This window comes from Streptomyces sp. col6, from assembly GCF_008042035.1.
GTDB lineage: Bacteria > Actinomycetota > Actinomycetes > Streptomycetales > Streptomycetaceae > Streptomyces.
The window spans coordinates 1-14,122 of sequence record NZ_RDBL01000030.1 but is presented as its reverse complement, the minus strand read 5'-3'; the positions used below and the strand labels follow the sequence as shown (position 1 = coordinate 14,122).

The window sequence follows — 14,122 nt, the reverse complement described above, 5'->3', positions numbered from 1 at the left end:
GCCGGACGGGAGCTGGCAGGACGTGTCGGCCGCCGAGTTCGCCGCCGAGGTGCTGGCCGTCGCCAAGGGCCTGATCGCGGAGGGCCTGCGCGGCGGGGACCGGATCGCGATCATGGCCCGTACGACGTACGAGTGGACTCTGCTCGACTTCGCGGCCTGGGCGGCCGGGCTGGTCACCGTGCCCATCTACCCGACCTCGTCCGCCTTCCAGGCCCGCTGGATCCTCCAGGACTCCGGGGCCGTCGCCTGCGCGGTCGAGACGGCCGACCAGGGCCGGATCATCAGCCAGGAACGCAAACAGCTCCCCGGGCTGACCCACCTCTGGCAGTTCGACACCGGCGCGCTCGGCCGGCTGAAGAAGCTCGGGCAGCACCTGACCGACAACGCCGTCGCCGAGCGCCGTGCCACTCTGGAGCCGGAGACCCCGGCCACCCTGATCTACACCTCGGGCACCACAGGCCGGCCCAAGGGCTGTGTGCTGACCCACGGCAACTTCTTCGCCGAGGTGGACAACGCCATCGAGCTGCTGCACCCGGTCTTCAAGTCGGTGAGCAAGTACCCGGCGTCCACCCTGCTGTTCCTGCCGCTGTCGCACGTCTTCGGCCGGATGGTCGCCATCGGCTGTCTGCGCGCCCGGGTCCGCCTCGGCCACGCCCCCTCGATCCAGACCGAGGACCTGCTCGCCGACCTGGCCGGCTTCAAGCCGTCGTTCCTGCTGGCGATCCCGTACGTCCTGGAGAAGGTCTACAACACCGGCCGGGCCACCGCCGAGAAGATGGGACGGGCCTCCTCCTTCGACCGGGCCGCCCGGATCGCCCAGCGCTACGGGCAGGCCGTCGAGGCCGCCGAACACGGCACCGGCCCCGGGCCCGGCCTCGGGCTGCGCGCCGCCCGTGCGCTGTACGACCCGCTGGTCTACCGCCGCATCCGGGCCGCGCTCGGCGGCCATGTCCGGTACGCGATCTGCGGCGGCTCCCCGCTGGGCCGCCGGCTCGCCGCGTTCTACGCGGGCGCCGGCATCGAGATCTTCGAGGGCTACGGGCTGACCGAGACCACCGCCGCCGCCACGGTCACCCCGCCGCTCAAGCCCCGTCTGGGCACGGTGGGCTGGCCGTTGCCCGGCACCGCCGTACGCATAGCCGGTGACGGGGAGGTGCTGCTCAGCGGCGGGCAGGTGTTCCAGGGGTACTGGGACGCCGAGCGCGCGGTGTCCGTGCCCGTGCTCGACGGCGGCTGGTTCGCCACCGGTGACCTGGGCGCGCTCGACGAGGACGGCTACCTCACGATCACCGGCCGCAAGAAGGACATCATCATCACCTCGGGCGGCAAGAACGTCACCCCGGCCCCGCTGGAGGACTGGCTGCGCGCCCATCCGCTGGTCAGCCAGTGCATGGTGGCCGGCGACAACCGCTCGTTCATCACCGCCCTGATCACGCTGGAGGCGGACGGGCTCGCCCACTGGTGCCGGATGCGCAAGAAGCAGGGCATCCCGATGCGCGAACTCGTCCATGACGAGGAGCTGCGCACCACCCTCCAGCGCGCGGTCGACGAGGCCAACCGGCTGGTCTCCCGGGCCGAGTCGATCCGCAAGTTCACCGTCCTGCCGGTGGACTTCACCGAGGAAAGCGGCCATCTCACGCCGTCGCTGAAGCTCAAGCGGGCGGCGATAGCACGGGACTTCGCGGACGAGATCGAGGCGCTGTACCGCAAGTGAGCTGCACCGAGGGCGCCCTGAGCCCGTGTCAGGCCGGGGCGTCCTCCTCCTTCTCCGGGGCGGCCTGCGGTTTCGTGTGCAGGACCGCGCGGGCCTGCTCGGCGGCGCGCGCTATCGACTCGGAGACGAAGTCCAGGTAGCGGGCCATGTTCTCCAGGCGGGTGCCCGCCGCCGTGTCCGCGCCCAGGAGGGGGACGCCCTCGCGGGCGGTCGCGGCGACCTGGGCCGTCGAGCGGGCGCTCGCCATCATCGAGTCGTGCATGAGGTCGTCGTCGATGACATACCGCTCGCGGCGGCCCTCGCGCTCCCGGCGGACCATGCTCTGGGTCTCCAGGAAGGCGACGGCCTTGGACACGGAGGCCGGGCTGACCTTCAGATGGGCGGAGAGCTCGCCGGCGGTCAGGCTGCCGGTGTCGCTGAGGGTCAGGGCCGCGAGGACCCTCGACATCATCAGGGGTGCGCCCGAGGCCATCAGGACCGTCGTGAACGTCTCCTCGTACGCGCGTACCGCCCCGGCGTCCCGGCCGTAGGGCTGCAGGTCCGCGCGCGCGTCGCGGGGCGCGGGGTTCTTCCGGCGGTGGGCGCGCTGCTCGGCGGTGCGGTGGGCGACGTCGGCGCGGTAGCCGGCGGGGCCTCCGTTGCGCGTCACCTCGCGGGTGATGGTCGAGGTGGGGCGGTCCAGCTGCCGGGCGATCTCGGCGTAGGCCAGACCGTCGGCCAGGCCCCGGCCGATCTGCCGGCGTTCCTGCTGGGTGAGCCTGCCTCCCGGCATCGCGTACTCCTTCGTGGCGCGGGCCCGGCCGTGCGGTGGCCGGTGGGCCGACTATAGCGTTCGCTGGCAGCTCATTGCAACGAGTTGCGGGAAGTTCGTTGCGTTACTCCATAGCTCATTGCTCCAACTTCTCTGCTTTGACGTGCTGTTACGTGAATCTGATGCAACAAGAGTGTTGCCGAGTTCATGAACGCAACGTAGCGTTTCTCTCATCGGAAAGCGCGAGCCGTCCGGGCCCGCCGCACCGCAGAAGGAGCGCATCATGCCGAAGTTCGAGACCCCCGCCGTCGTCACCGCCCACGTCGACATCCCCGCCGGATCCATCCGGTTCATCGCCGCCGACCGCACCGACACCGTGGTCGAGGTCCTGCCCGCCGACCCCTCCAAGAGCCGCGACGCCAAGGCCGCCGAGCGCACCGAGGTCACCTGCGCCGACGGCGTCCTGGACATCCGGACCGCCAAGGGCGCGAAGAGCCGCCTCCTCGGCGACTCCGGGTCCGTCGAGATCACCGTCCAGCTCCCCGCCGGCTCGCACGTCGAGGCGAAGGCCGGTGCCGCCGAGTTCCGGGGCGTCGGACGCCTCGGGGACATCGTCTTCGAGGGCGGCTACCGCTCCGTCAAGGTGGACGAGGCCGCCAGTGCCCGGATCGCCGCCCACGACGGCGCCGTCATCGTCCGCCGCCTCACCGGGCCCGGCGACCTCAGCACCCAGCGCGGCGACGTGACCGTCGAGGAGGCCACCCGCGGCGAGCTCACCCTCAGCACCCAGCTGGGCGACATCAGGGTCGGCGCGGCGCGCGGCGTCCCGGCCGTGCTCGACGCGGGCACCGTCCTCGGCCGCATCGACAACGCCCTGGTGAACGACGGCGCGCCCGTCCTGACCATCCGGGCGACCACCACCAAGGGCGACATCACCGCCCGCAGCCTCTGACACCTCCCCCCCCACCTCGTACAAGCAGAAGGAGCCCCACCATGACGAACCCGGCCATCGCGGCGAACGGACTGCGCAAGGCGTACGGCGAGAAGACCGTGCTCGACGGGATCGACCTCAGCATCCCGGCCGGAACGGTGTTCGCGCTGCTCGGCCCGAACGGCGCGGGCAAGACGACCGCCGTCAAGATCCTCTCCACGCTCATCCCACCCGGCCAAGGGTCCGGCGCGATCAGCGTCGGGGGCCACGACCTGGCCACCGACGCGCAGGCGGTGCGCGCCGCCATCGGCGTCACCGGGCAGTTCTCCGCCGTCGACGGCCTGATCACCGGCGAGGAGAACATGCTCCTGATGGCGGACCTGCACCACCTGTCCAAGGCGGAGGGCCGCCGGGTCGCGGCGGACCTCCTGGAGCGGTTCGACCTCACCGAAGCGGCGAAGAAGCCCGCCTCCACCTACTCCGGCGGGATGAAGCGCCGCCTCGACATCGCGATGACCCTCGTCGGCGACCCCAGGATCATCTTCCTGGACGAGCCGACCACCGGTCTCGACCCGCGCTCCCGGCACAGCATGTGGCAGATGATCCGGGGCCTGGTCGCGGACGGCGTGACCGTCTTCCTCACCACCCAGTACCTGGAGGAGGCCGACGAACTCGCCGACCGCATCGCCGTCCTGCACCAGGGGAGGATCGCCGCCGAGGGCACCGCCGACGAGCTCAAGCGGATCGTCCCCGGCGGGCACGTCCGCCTCCGCTTCACCGACCCCACCGCCTACCGTGCGGCTGCCGCCGCGCTCGGCGACGAGACCACCCGGGACGACGAGGCGCTGGCCCTGCAACTCCCCAGCGACGGCACCCAGCGCGACCTGCGCGCGGTCCTCGACCGGCTGGACGCCGCCGGCATCGAGGCCGACGAGCTCACCGTCCACACCCCCGACCTCGACGACGTCTTCTTCGCCCTGACCGACACCGCCGCCGTCATCCCCGCCCCGAGCAAGGAGACCGTCCGATGAGCACCCTCTCCCTCGCCGTCCGCGACTCGGCCACCATGCTGCGCCGCAACCTGCTGCACGCCCGCCGCTACCCGTCGCTCACCCTGAACGTGCTGCTCACCCCGGTGATGATGCTCCTGCTGTTCGTCTACATCTTCGGCGACACCATGAGCGGCGGCGCGGGCCGCGACGCGTACATCGCGTACATCGTGCCGGGCATCCTGCTCATGACCATCGGCTCGACCACCGTCGGCACCGCTGTCTCGATCTGCACCGACATGAGCGAGGGCATCATCGCCCGGTTCCGCACCATGGCCATCCACCGCGGCTCCATCCTCTTCGGCCACGTCGTCGGCAGCCTCCTGCAGACCCTCATGAGCGTGGTGTTCGTCGGGGCCATCGGGGTGGCCATGGGCTTCCGCTCCACCGACGCCACGGTCCTGGAGTGGTTCGCCGCCTTCGGTCTCCTGGTCCTCTTCACCCTGGCGTTCACCTGGATCGCCCTGGGCATGGGACTGGGCAGCCCGAACGCCGAGGCCGCGGGCAACAGCGCGATGCCGCTGATCCTGCTGCCGCTCATCTCCAGCGCGTTCGTCCCGCTGGGCTCGATGCCCGGCTGGTTCCGGCCGATCGCCGAGTACCAGCCCTTCACCCCGGCCATCGAGACCCTGCGTGGGCTGCTGCTCGGCACGGAGATCGGCCACAACGGCTGGCTCGCGGTGGCCTGGTGCCTCGGCCTGACCGTCCTCGGCTACTTCTGGTCCAGGGCGCAGTTCGACCGCGAACCGAAGTAGGGGCCGTGTCCGGCGGGCACCGCCCGCACCGCCCAGGGGCGGCGCACACACCGACCACGCGTCGGCTGTGCGCCGCCCCTTGCGCGTGCGGGGCGCCGCCGCATGTCTCTCGCCATCAAGCATCTTGACATCAAGAGAATATCGGGGCAGGCTTCCGCGGGTCGATAGGTCTCTTGATGTCGAGATACTTGGGGGTACGGGGTGGGGCGCGTCCGGGAACAGGCGGGTCTGCTGGCCCAGTTGCGCAACCCGCCGGGTGGCAGAGACGCCCGGATCATGCTGCGCGCCCTGGCCGTCGACCGCACCGGCACCGGCCTGTGGGCCGCCTCCTCGGTGCTCTACCTCACCTTCGTCACCCACCTCAGCGCCCAGCAGATCGGCGTTCTCCTCGGCACGGCGGGCGTCGCGGGCATCGCGGGCTCACCCCTCGCGGGACGCCTCGCGACCCGCTTCCCGCTGCGCCCGCTGCTGATCGGCTGCCACCTGCTGCGCCTCGTGACGCTCACACTCGTGCTGCTCTGTACGCGGTTCGAGGCGCTGCTCGTCGTGGTCGCCGTGACCTATCTGGGGGACAGGGCGGCCAAGACCCTGGAGATGCTCTTCGCCACCCGCGCGGCGGGCGAACGGCGCGCCGCCTACCAGGCGTTGTCCCGCAGCGCCGCCAACGCGGGCTACGGGCTGGGCGCCGGGCTCGCCGCGATCGGCCTGGCGGCCGGGACGGCGGAGGCGTACCGCGCGCTGATCCTCGGCAACGCGCTCTCCTTCCTCGTCGCCGCCGCGCTGGTGTGGCGTACGGGGGAGCCGGGCGGCCGGGTGGCGGCCACCGGGCCCACCGCGCCGCCGGTCCGCACCAAAGGCCCCTGGCGGGACCGCGGTTACCTCCGCTTCGTGCTCCTCGACATCCCGATGAACCTGGACGACTCGGTGCTCGGCGTCGGCCTCCCGCTCTGGCTCGTCAGTCGCACCTCCGCCCCGCACGCCCTCGTCCCGGCCTTCCTGGTCATCAACACCGTGCTGGTCGTCCTGCTCCAACTCACGGTGTCCCGAAGGGCGGAGGGCCCGCACAGGGCGGCGCGCGCGGTGGTGCTGTACGGCGTCCTGCTCTTCGTCTCCTGCGCCCTGCTGGCGGCGTCCACCGGCTGCGGCACCTGGACGGCGGCCGGGGTCCTGCTCGCGGCGGCGGTCCTTGTCACGATGGCGGAGCTGATGCGCTCGGTCAGCTCCTGGGAACTGGCCGTCCTGCTCGCCCCGCCGGACGAACGCGCCGCCTACCTCGGTGTGGCCGGCATGGCCCAGTCCATCCAGAAGTCCGCCGGTCCGCCCCTGCTGACGGGCGTCGTGATGGCGGCCGGTCCGGCGGGCTGGCTGGCGCTGGGGGCGGCGGTGGCGGTGCTCGCGGTGGCCCAGCAGCGCGGCTGTGCGCGGCGGTTGGCGTCGATGGGCGTCCCGGAGGCCGAGCCTCAGCCCGCTCGCCAGTAACCCAGGGCGTGCACCCGCTCCCTCGGGACCGCCAGGTCCTTGCGTACGTACGACGACAGGGACCTGGTCGTCGCCGTGTCGCAGGCGATCCAGACGTACGCGCCCGACGCGTCCTCGCCCAGCACCTCCGGCAGCCCCGACTTCACCGCGTCGATCAGCGCCGCGCCCCGGCCGTGCCGCTCGACCCGGTGGAGGGTGTGGCGGGCCGGGTCCAGGCGCAGCGGCGGCTCGTCGGGCGCGCCGGGCACGGTCTCGTACCAGAGGGTCGCCGGGGTGTCCGGCAGCGCGTCCAGCAGCGAGTTCATCGCGGGCAGGGACGCCGGGTCGCCGATCGCGACGAGCCGGGAGGGCGTGGGGTCGGGCAGCGAGAAGCCGGTGCCCTGGAGGGTGGCGTCGATCGTGTCGCCCGGCCGCGCGGCCAGCGCCCAGTCGGTGGCCGGCCCCTCGTGCAGGGCGAACTCCAGCGTGAACGTGCCGGCTTCCGGGTCCGGGTCGACCAGGGTGTACGCGCGCTGGTGCGGTTTGCCGGACCGGTCGAACCAGAGCCTGACCCACATCGTCGGGTGCGCCCCGCCGGTCGCGGCGAGCAGCCCGCCGTCCGTGACGGCGACGCGCCGGAAGCCGTCGGCGGGCGGCTCGGCCGCGGTGACCGTGAACGTGAAGTCGCGTCCTCGCATGAGCTTGAGGACGACGCCCTCCCAGCCGTGCCCCATGACCGTACCCCCCCGCATCCGTGAGTGATTTAGGTGAGCCTAACCTAAGCGTGCGAGGTTGGGGCGGTCGGAGGCGCCCCTTCGCGCGTCCGACCGCATACGTTGGAGCGCCACGGGACTACGACGGAGGTGCCTTCGTATGCGGATCGCGACCACGATCTTCCTCACCGACGAGACCATCACCCCGGTGCGCCTCGCGCACCAGCTCGAACAGCGCGGGTTCGCCGGGCTCTACCTGCCCGAGCACACCCACATCCCGGTGAGCAGGGACACCCCCTACCCGGCGGGCGGCGAGCTGCCCCGCGAGTACGGCCGCACCCTGGACCCGTTCGTCGCCCTCGCGCAGGCCGCCGCGGTGACCGAGCGGCTGGCCCTGGGCACCGGGATCACCCTGATCGCCCAGCACGACCCGATCGACCTGGCCAAGCAGATCGCCACCCTCGACCACCTCTCCGCCGGCCGCTTCACCTTCGGCATCGGCTACGGCTGGAACGTCGAGGAGGCCGCCGACCACGGCGTCGAGTGGTCGACCCGCCGCAGCCTGGGCCGTGAGCGCCTGGAGCTGATGCGGGCGCTGTGGGCGGCGGAACCCACGGCGTACGAGGGCGAGTTCGGCTCGGTGCGCGCCAGTCACGCGTACCCGAAGCCGCACCGGTCGCAGGGCCCCCGCACCCTCATCGGCGGCGCGGCGGGCCCCAAGCTGTTCGAGCGCATCGCGGAGTCGGCGGACGGCTGGCTGCCCATCGGCGGCCGGGGCCTCACCGAGTCCGTGCCCCGCCTCCGCACCGCATGGGAGGCGGCCGGCCGCGACCCGAAGGACCTCCACATCGTCCCGTATGCGGTCGTCCCGGCCCCGGGGAAGCTGGCCCACTACGCGGACCTGGGCATCGAGGAGGTCGTCCTCCAGCTGCCTCCGGCCCCGGAACCGGAGGTGCTGCGGACGCTGGACGCGTACGCGGCGTACCTGTAGGGCGGCCCGGCTGTCCGACCTCGCTGTTACGTTGCCGCGAGACATCCGGCTCGACCCTGGAGAAGTTCCGTGGCCCCTGTGTACGGCGAACGGCTCGCCGAGTTCTCGCGCGAGCGGCTGGACGGCCGCCCGGTCCCCGACGACCTGCGCACGCTGCTGATCGCGCAGTGGGAGGGACGCGACGACTTCGCCCGCCTGCTCGGCCTGGAGTTCTTCGAGCCGGGCGAACTCCACCCGTTCCTGGACACCGGCTACCTGAGCGCGCAGGAGCTGGCGGACCCGGAGATGCGGGCCGTGAACGCCGGGGTCGCGCGGATGGCGGAGCATGTGAAGCTCGTCGCCAAGGGCGGTCATGGCTGGGTCGGCTACTGGCTGCACCCGGACGAGCCGGCGGACCCGGCCTGGCGCCTCATCGGGCTGGACACCGAGTTCACCCTCTGGCACATGTCGGGCTCCACCCTGGCCGAGGGCGCCGCCGCCGAGCAGTCCGCGTACCAGGACGAACCCGACGAGCGCGTGGCGTACGGGCAGCTGGCCGCCGAACTCGCGGCGCTGGGACTGCCGCTGAGCACGGCGGACTTCGACGCGCTGGACGACTCCGATTACGCGGTGGACCCGGAGAAGCTGATGGAGACCCTGATCGGGGAGGAGCGGGCGCGACTCGGGCTGGGGTGAGGGGGTGCCGTACCGGTGCGTGGGTCAGGGCCTCCGCGCCACGAACACGTACTCCCGCCCCGGCCGGTCCGGCGCCTCGCGGACGTCCTCCACGACGTATCCCGCCGCCTCCAAGTCCGCCTCGACCTCCTCCCGTTCACGGAAGCGCAGCGTCGAGTCCGACGTCAGCACCTGCCCGTCCGCCGCGAACCGGTAGGTCCAGCGGAACGTCACCAGGGGCCCGGCCACCTCGGTCACGTCGACCCAGGACTCCACCGCGCCGGTCCCGGGCACCTCGGTCACGCTGTGGGACCGCTCCCGGGTCCACTCCTCCCAGGCCCGCCGCGCCGGCACCCGCGTCTCGAACACCAGCCGCCCGCCGGGCCGCAGCGCCGCGTGGGCTCCCCGCAGGGTCGCCCGCCAGGCGCCGGGGTCCGCGATGGCCTGCGCGACGTTCGCGGTCATCGTGGCGAGGTCGACACGCAACGGCGGAAGGTCCGTGGCGTCACCGCGGATCCAGCGGACGCGCTCACTGCCCGGCTTGGTCCGGGCGACATCGAGGGACGCCTGCGCGGGCTCGACCCCGACGACCTCCTTCCCACGATCCGCCAGCATCAGGGCGAACACCCCGGTACCGCAGCCGATGTCGAGAACGCGCCGCGCCCCGAACTCCTCCGCCATCCCCAGATAGGCGTCGAGATCGCCGCGGTCGGGGTCGAGCGGGTCGTAGAGGGCGGCGAGGCGCGGATGGGCGAAGGCGTCGTCGGTCATGGCGACGAACGTAGGCGGGACGTGCCCGGAGGGCGAGAGGGTTTCGGGGGCGCGGCGACGCCCCGCCCGCCACCGCAGCCACCCCGCGCGGCGCCACCGGTGCGCGAAATACGGTGGAGACGCGGCCGCGATCGGGGATGGAATGGGGCGATGCACGGTGAGGCTGTTGTGGATCGCGGGCGGTACCCGGATGCGGTGACCCCCTGGGACGATGTGGACTGGCGGCAGTCCTTCCTCGCGTGGGCGGAGCGGGGGCTGGCCGCTCGCGGGCGGTCCTCGGCGCGGCTGCTCGCCGTGCGGGTGCGGCCCTGGTCCGTGCTGATGCGCCTGGCGGCCCCCGGGGGCCCCGATGTGTGGTGCAAGGCCAACTCGCCCGCGAGCGCCTACGAGGCCGGACTGACCGAGGCGCTGGCCCGCTGGGTTCCGGGTCATGTGCTGGAACCGCTCGCCGTGGACGCGGCGCGCGGCTGGTCCCTCTTTCCGCACGGCGGCACGCTCTTCAGGGACGCGCACGGTACGAGCGGAACGGGGCAACGGGCCTGGGAGGAGGCGCTGCGCCGGTACGCGACCGTGCAGCGCGCCCTGTCCTCCCGCGCCGAGGAGATCGTCGCGCTCGGTGTCCCCGACGCGCGTACGGCGGCCCTCCCCGACGTCTTCGACCGGATCGTCGAGGAGAACGCCGCCCTGGACACCGGCACCCGCTCGGCACTGCGGGCGCTGCGCCCGCGCCTCGTCGGGTGGTGCGACGAACTCGCCGCGCTCGGCATCCCCGACACGCTCGACCACTCCGACCTGCACGACGGGCAGATCTTCGCCCCCGCGCCGGGCCGCTTCACCTTCTTCGACTGGGGGGACGCGGCGGTCTCCCATCCGTTCTGCAGCCTGTACGTGCCGCTGGGCAACGCGCGCGAACAGTACGGGCCGCAGGCGCTGCCCCGGCTGCGTGACGCCTATCTGGACGCGTGGGCCGGGACGGGGCCGACGCCCGCCGAACTGCGGCGCGGGGCCGGTCTGGCCCGGCACCTGGGGGCCGTCAACCGGGCGTGCTCCTGGGGCCGGCTCTTCCCCACGGCGTCACGGGGGCTGACGGCCGTGACGGACGCCGGGGGCGCACGGTCGCTGTCCGGCCTGCTGGCCGACCCGGCGCTGTGACGCCCGCCGTGCCCGGGGACGCCGGGCAGGGGTACCCGGGCCGACCACCCGGGGGCCGGTCGGCTCGGCCGGGTGTTCGGGGGCCGGTGGTAGCTTGGCAGGCCAGTTCTTGGCGTGTACATCGAGGCTAGGGGGACCCCATGAGGCAGCAGTCCGTACGGAGTCGCACAGTGGCCGGAGCGGCGGCCGGGACGCTGGCCCTGTTCTTCGTCTCGGGCTGTTCGTTCAGCTTCGGCGGCGACCTGGTCGTCAAGAAGGAGGAGGTCGCCAAGCAGGCCTCCGCCGGTCTGGAGAAGCAGGTCGGGCGCGCCCCCGAGGACGTGACCTGCGAGAAGGACCTCAAGGGGAAGGTCGGTGAGTCGGTGCGCTGCACGCTGACCGACAGCGGCAAGAAGCTCGGTATGACGGCGACCGTGAAGTCCGTCGACGGTAAGAAGGTGAACATGGACTTCAAGGTGGACGACAACGCCGGAGCGGGCGATGGCGCCTCCGCCGACCCCCAGCCCAGCGACTCCGCGCAGCCGTCCGGTTCGACGGGCGGCGGCAGCGACACCGGCGCGGCCGGGTCCGTCGACAAGGCCGAGGTCGCCCGCCAGGGCAAGGCCGCCCTCGCCGCGCAGGTCGGCAAGCAGCCCGACTCCTTCACCTGCCCCGAGAACCTGCCCGCCAGGGCCGGCGCCACGATCCGCTGCCAACTGGCCGACAGCGGCAAGCAGTACGGAGTGACGGTCACCGCGAAGTCGGTTGTCGGCGGCAAGGTCAACATGGACTTCAAGGTGGACGAGACGCCGGGCGGCTGAGACGCCGGGCCCGGCGCGGAGGGCGGGCACGGCCCCGCCCTCCGCCGGCCGTCACGTCCCCGACAGCACCACCAGCTCCCGGGTCGCCCGGGTCATCGCCACGTACCGGTCGACCGCGCCGCCGACCCCCGTCCCGAACCGCTCCGGCTCGACCAGGACCACGAGGTCGAACTCCAGGCCCTTCGACAGCGTCGGGGTCAGCGAGCGGACCCGGGGCGAGGCCGGGCGGAAGGCGGCCGGGGCCCCGATGACGCACGCCGTTCCCTCGGGATGGGTGGTCAGCCAGGTGTCGAGGACGGCGGGCAGGTCCGCGACCGGGCCGTGGGCGACGGGGATGCCGCTGCTGCGGATGGACACCGGGACGTTGGCGTTCGGCAGGGCGGCCCGGATCACCGGTTCCGCCGCCGCCATGATCTCCTCCGGCGTGCGGTAGTTGACGGTCAGCGCGGACAGCGTGATCCGGTCGAAGCCGACGCGCTCCAGGCGCTCCCGCCACGACTCCGTGAAGCCGTGCCGGGCCTGCGCGCGGTCCCCGACGATCGTGAAGCTGCGCGAGGGGCACCGCTGGAGCAGCATCTGCCACTCCGCGTCGGTCAGTTCCTGCGCCTCGTCCACCACCACGTGCGCGAACGGCCCCGCCAGCTCGTCCGGTTCGGCGGCGGACAGCGCGTCCGGGTCGAGCAGCGTGTCCTGGAGGTCCTGGCCGCGCAGCATCCCCACCGCGCCCTGGCTCTCGTCGATCTCGGCGTTCTCCAGGAGGCTGTCGATGGCCTCGGCCCGGTGCGCCCGCTCGGCGGCGGCCGTGGCCGCGTTGCGGCGCCGGCGGCGGGCCGCGTCCGGGTCACCGAGCCGCTGCCGGGCCGCGTCCAGGACCGGCAGGTCGGACACCGTCCACGCCTGGGGTTCCGGGCGCTGGAGCCGGGCCGCCTCCTCGCGGGTGAGCCCCGGCGCGCAGGTGCGCAGATAGGCCGGGACGGACCAGAGGTCGCCGACCAGGTCAGCCGCCTCCAGCAGGGGCCAGGCCCGGTCGAAGGCCGCCATCAGCTCACGGTCACGCACCAGCGCCCGCCGGACCAGGTGGTCGGGGACCTCCTCCTCCTGCCGGTCGGCGTGCTTGTCGGCCAGGATCGTCAGGACCTCCTCCAGGACCGTGTCCCGTGCCTCGTTGTGCGGGACGCCCGGCGCCGACTCGAAGGCCACGGCCCACTCGGCGGCGGTCAGCCGGACGTCCGCCCACGGCGTCGTGACGGTCAGCCCCTGGGCCGGCGGCTCCTCGTAGAACGCGACGGCCGCCTCGACCGCCCGCACCAGCTCCGCCGACGCCTTCAGCCGGGCCACCTCCGGATCGGCCTCGGGCACGGCCGCCGCGCCCTCCGGGACGAGGTCGCGCAGGGTGCACGTCCGCACCCCGTCCTCACCGAGGCTCGGCAGCACATCGGCGACGTATCCCAGGTACGGCTGGTGCGGGCCGACGAACAGGACGCCGCCCCGCCGGTGCCCGAGGCGCGGATCGGCGTGCAGCAGGTACGCGGCGCGGTGCAGGGCGACGACCGTCTTCCCGGTGCCAGGACCGCCGTCCACGATCAGCGCGCCGCGCGAACCGGCCCGGACGATCGCGTCCTGGTCCGCCTGGATGGTGCCGAGCACGTCCCGCATCCGGGCCGACCGGTTGGTGCCCAGGCTCGCGATGAACGCCGACTGGTCGTCGAGCGCGGCGTGCCCGGCGAAGGCGTCCGGGGTGAACACCTCGTCCCAGTAGTCGCTGATCCGGCCGCCGGACCACCGGTAGCGGCGGCGGCTCGCCAGGCCCATCGGGTTGCCGTGCGTCGCCCCGAAGAACGGCTCGGCGGCGGGGGAGCGCCAGTCGGTCAGCAGCCGGCGGCCCTCGCTGTCCGTGAGACCGAGCCGCCCCACGTACACCGGCTCGGAGCCGTCCGCCCCGGTCATGTGGCCGAGGCAGAGGTCCAGGCCGAAGCGGCGCAGGGTGCGCAGCCGGGCGGACAGCCGGTGGATCTCCGCGTCCCGGTCCATCGCCGCCCGGCCCACCCCGCCCGSCGCGCGSCGGGCGGCGTCGAGGGCGGCGGTCAGTTCGGCGACGGTCTCCTCCAGGCAGCGCGCGATCGCGGCGAAGTGCCGCTCGTCACCGGCGATCAGGGCGGGGTCGGCCTTGGCGGCGGCACGGTCGCCGGTCAGCGCGAAGGCGCTCGTGGTGAGGGTGGTGGAGGGGGTGACAGGACTCAGATCGGGCACTACGCAAAACTCCCAAACGCCGCAGGTGGCTGGCTCAGATCAGCGATTGTGCGGTACGAGGGGGGCCTTGCGGCAAGGCCCCCCTTGCGCTATACGTTGAGAGTGGCCGGAGGTGACAGTTCCCTCCCCGGCC

Annotated in this window: 13 protein-coding genes; 9 read left to right on the top strand and 4 right to left on the bottom strand. The window is 73.1% G+C overall.

The genetic code is table 11. From position 1 onward, the window contains the following. The coding region (locus tag EAO73_RS34490; protein ID WP_147975480.1) for an AMP-dependent synthetase/ligase at window positions 1-1,714 on the top strand (1,714 nt) is incomplete at its 5' end. Between the two features lie 28 nt (window positions 1,715-1,742). On the opposite strand, the gene EAO73_RS34485 is transcribed toward EAO73_RS34490, so the two are convergent. Continuing rightward, complete coding sequence (locus EAO73_RS34485) at window positions 1,743-2,486, bottom strand: helix-turn-helix domain-containing protein (RefSeq protein ID WP_147975474.1); 744 nt, start codon at window positions 2,484-2,486, stop codon at window positions 1,743-1,745. Window positions 2,487-2,748: 262 nt separating this feature from the next. Here EAO73_RS34485 and EAO73_RS34480 point away from each other — a divergent pair, with 262 nt between their 5' ends. From EAO73_RS34480 to EAO73_RS34465, 4 genes are all read left to right on the top strand, one after another. Next, window positions 2,749-3,417 (top strand): DUF4097 domain-containing protein, encoded by a 669-nt coding sequence (locus EAO73_RS34480; RefSeq protein WP_147975473.1) that lies wholly within the window; start codon window positions 2,749-2,751, stop codon window positions 3,415-3,417. Between the two features lie 41 nt (window positions 3,418-3,458). Next, entirely contained in the window at window positions 3,459-4,427 is a 969-nt protein-coding gene (locus tag EAO73_RS34475; RefSeq protein WP_147975472.1) for an ATP-binding cassette domain-containing protein, read from the top strand. Next, a complete protein-coding gene (locus EAO73_RS34470) occupies window positions 4,424-5,200 on the top strand; it encodes an ABC transporter permease (RefSeq protein WP_147975471.1) in 777 nt (258 codons plus the stop codon). Before EAO73_RS34475 ends, EAO73_RS34470 begins: the two co-directional genes overlap by 4 nt. 201 nt (window positions 5,201-5,401) lie before the next feature. Then, on the top strand, window positions 5,402-6,679 hold the full coding sequence (locus EAO73_RS34465) for an MFS transporter (protein ID WP_224756576.1): 1,278 nt from the start codon (window positions 5,402-5,404) through the stop codon (window positions 6,677-6,679). On the opposite strand, the gene EAO73_RS34460 is transcribed toward EAO73_RS34465, so the two are convergent. Continuing rightward, window positions 6,661-7,392 (bottom strand): siderophore-interacting protein, encoded by a 732-nt coding sequence (locus tag EAO73_RS34460; RefSeq protein WP_147975470.1) that lies wholly within the window; start codon window positions 7,390-7,392, stop codon window positions 6,661-6,663. The genes EAO73_RS34465 and EAO73_RS34460 overlap by 19 nt on opposite strands. 139 nt (window positions 7,393-7,531) lie before the next feature. On the opposite strand from EAO73_RS34460, the gene EAO73_RS34455 reads away from it, so the two are divergent. Together EAO73_RS34455 and EAO73_RS34450 are read left to right on the top strand one after the other, a co-directional pair. Further along, entirely contained in the window at window positions 7,532-8,362 is an 831-nt protein-coding gene (locus EAO73_RS34455; protein WP_147975469.1) for an LLM class F420-dependent oxidoreductase, read from the top strand. A 69-nt stretch (window positions 8,363-8,431) separates the two neighbouring features. Beyond that, window positions 8,432-9,037, top strand: coding sequence for a hypothetical protein (locus tag EAO73_RS34450; RefSeq protein WP_224756575.1), 606 nt, complete (start codon window positions 8,432-8,434; stop codon window positions 9,035-9,037). A gap of 24 nt (window positions 9,038-9,061) precedes the next feature. Here the strand turns inward: EAO73_RS34450 and EAO73_RS34445 are convergent, their stop codons facing one another. Next, window positions 9,062-9,787: a class I SAM-dependent methyltransferase gene (locus EAO73_RS34445; protein ID WP_147975468.1), complete on the bottom strand. Its 726-nt coding sequence runs from the start codon at window positions 9,785-9,787 to the stop codon at window positions 9,062-9,064. Between the two features lie 150 nt (window positions 9,788-9,937). Between EAO73_RS34445 and EAO73_RS34440 the strand changes: the two genes are divergently transcribed. Both EAO73_RS34440 and EAO73_RS34435 read left to right on the top strand, forming a co-directional pair. Continuing rightward, window positions 9,938-10,939, top strand: a complete 1,002-nt coding sequence (locus tag EAO73_RS34440; RefSeq protein ID WP_147975467.1) for a phosphotransferase — start codon at window positions 9,938-9,940, stop codon at window positions 10,937-10,939. Window positions 10,940-11,079: 140 nt separating this feature from the next. Beyond that, window positions 11,080-11,739 (top strand): DUF4333 domain-containing protein, encoded by a 660-nt coding sequence (locus EAO73_RS34435; RefSeq protein WP_191134338.1) that lies wholly within the window; start codon window positions 11,080-11,082, stop codon window positions 11,737-11,739. Between the two features lie 51 nt (window positions 11,740-11,790). Here the strand turns inward: EAO73_RS34435 and helR are convergent, their stop codons facing one another. Next, entirely contained in the window at window positions 11,791-13,989 is a 2,199-nt protein-coding gene (helR, locus tag EAO73_RS34430) for an RNA polymerase recycling motor ATPase HelR (protein WP_147975466.1), read from the bottom strand. Between the last annotated feature and the right edge of the window lie 133 nt (window positions 13,990-14,122).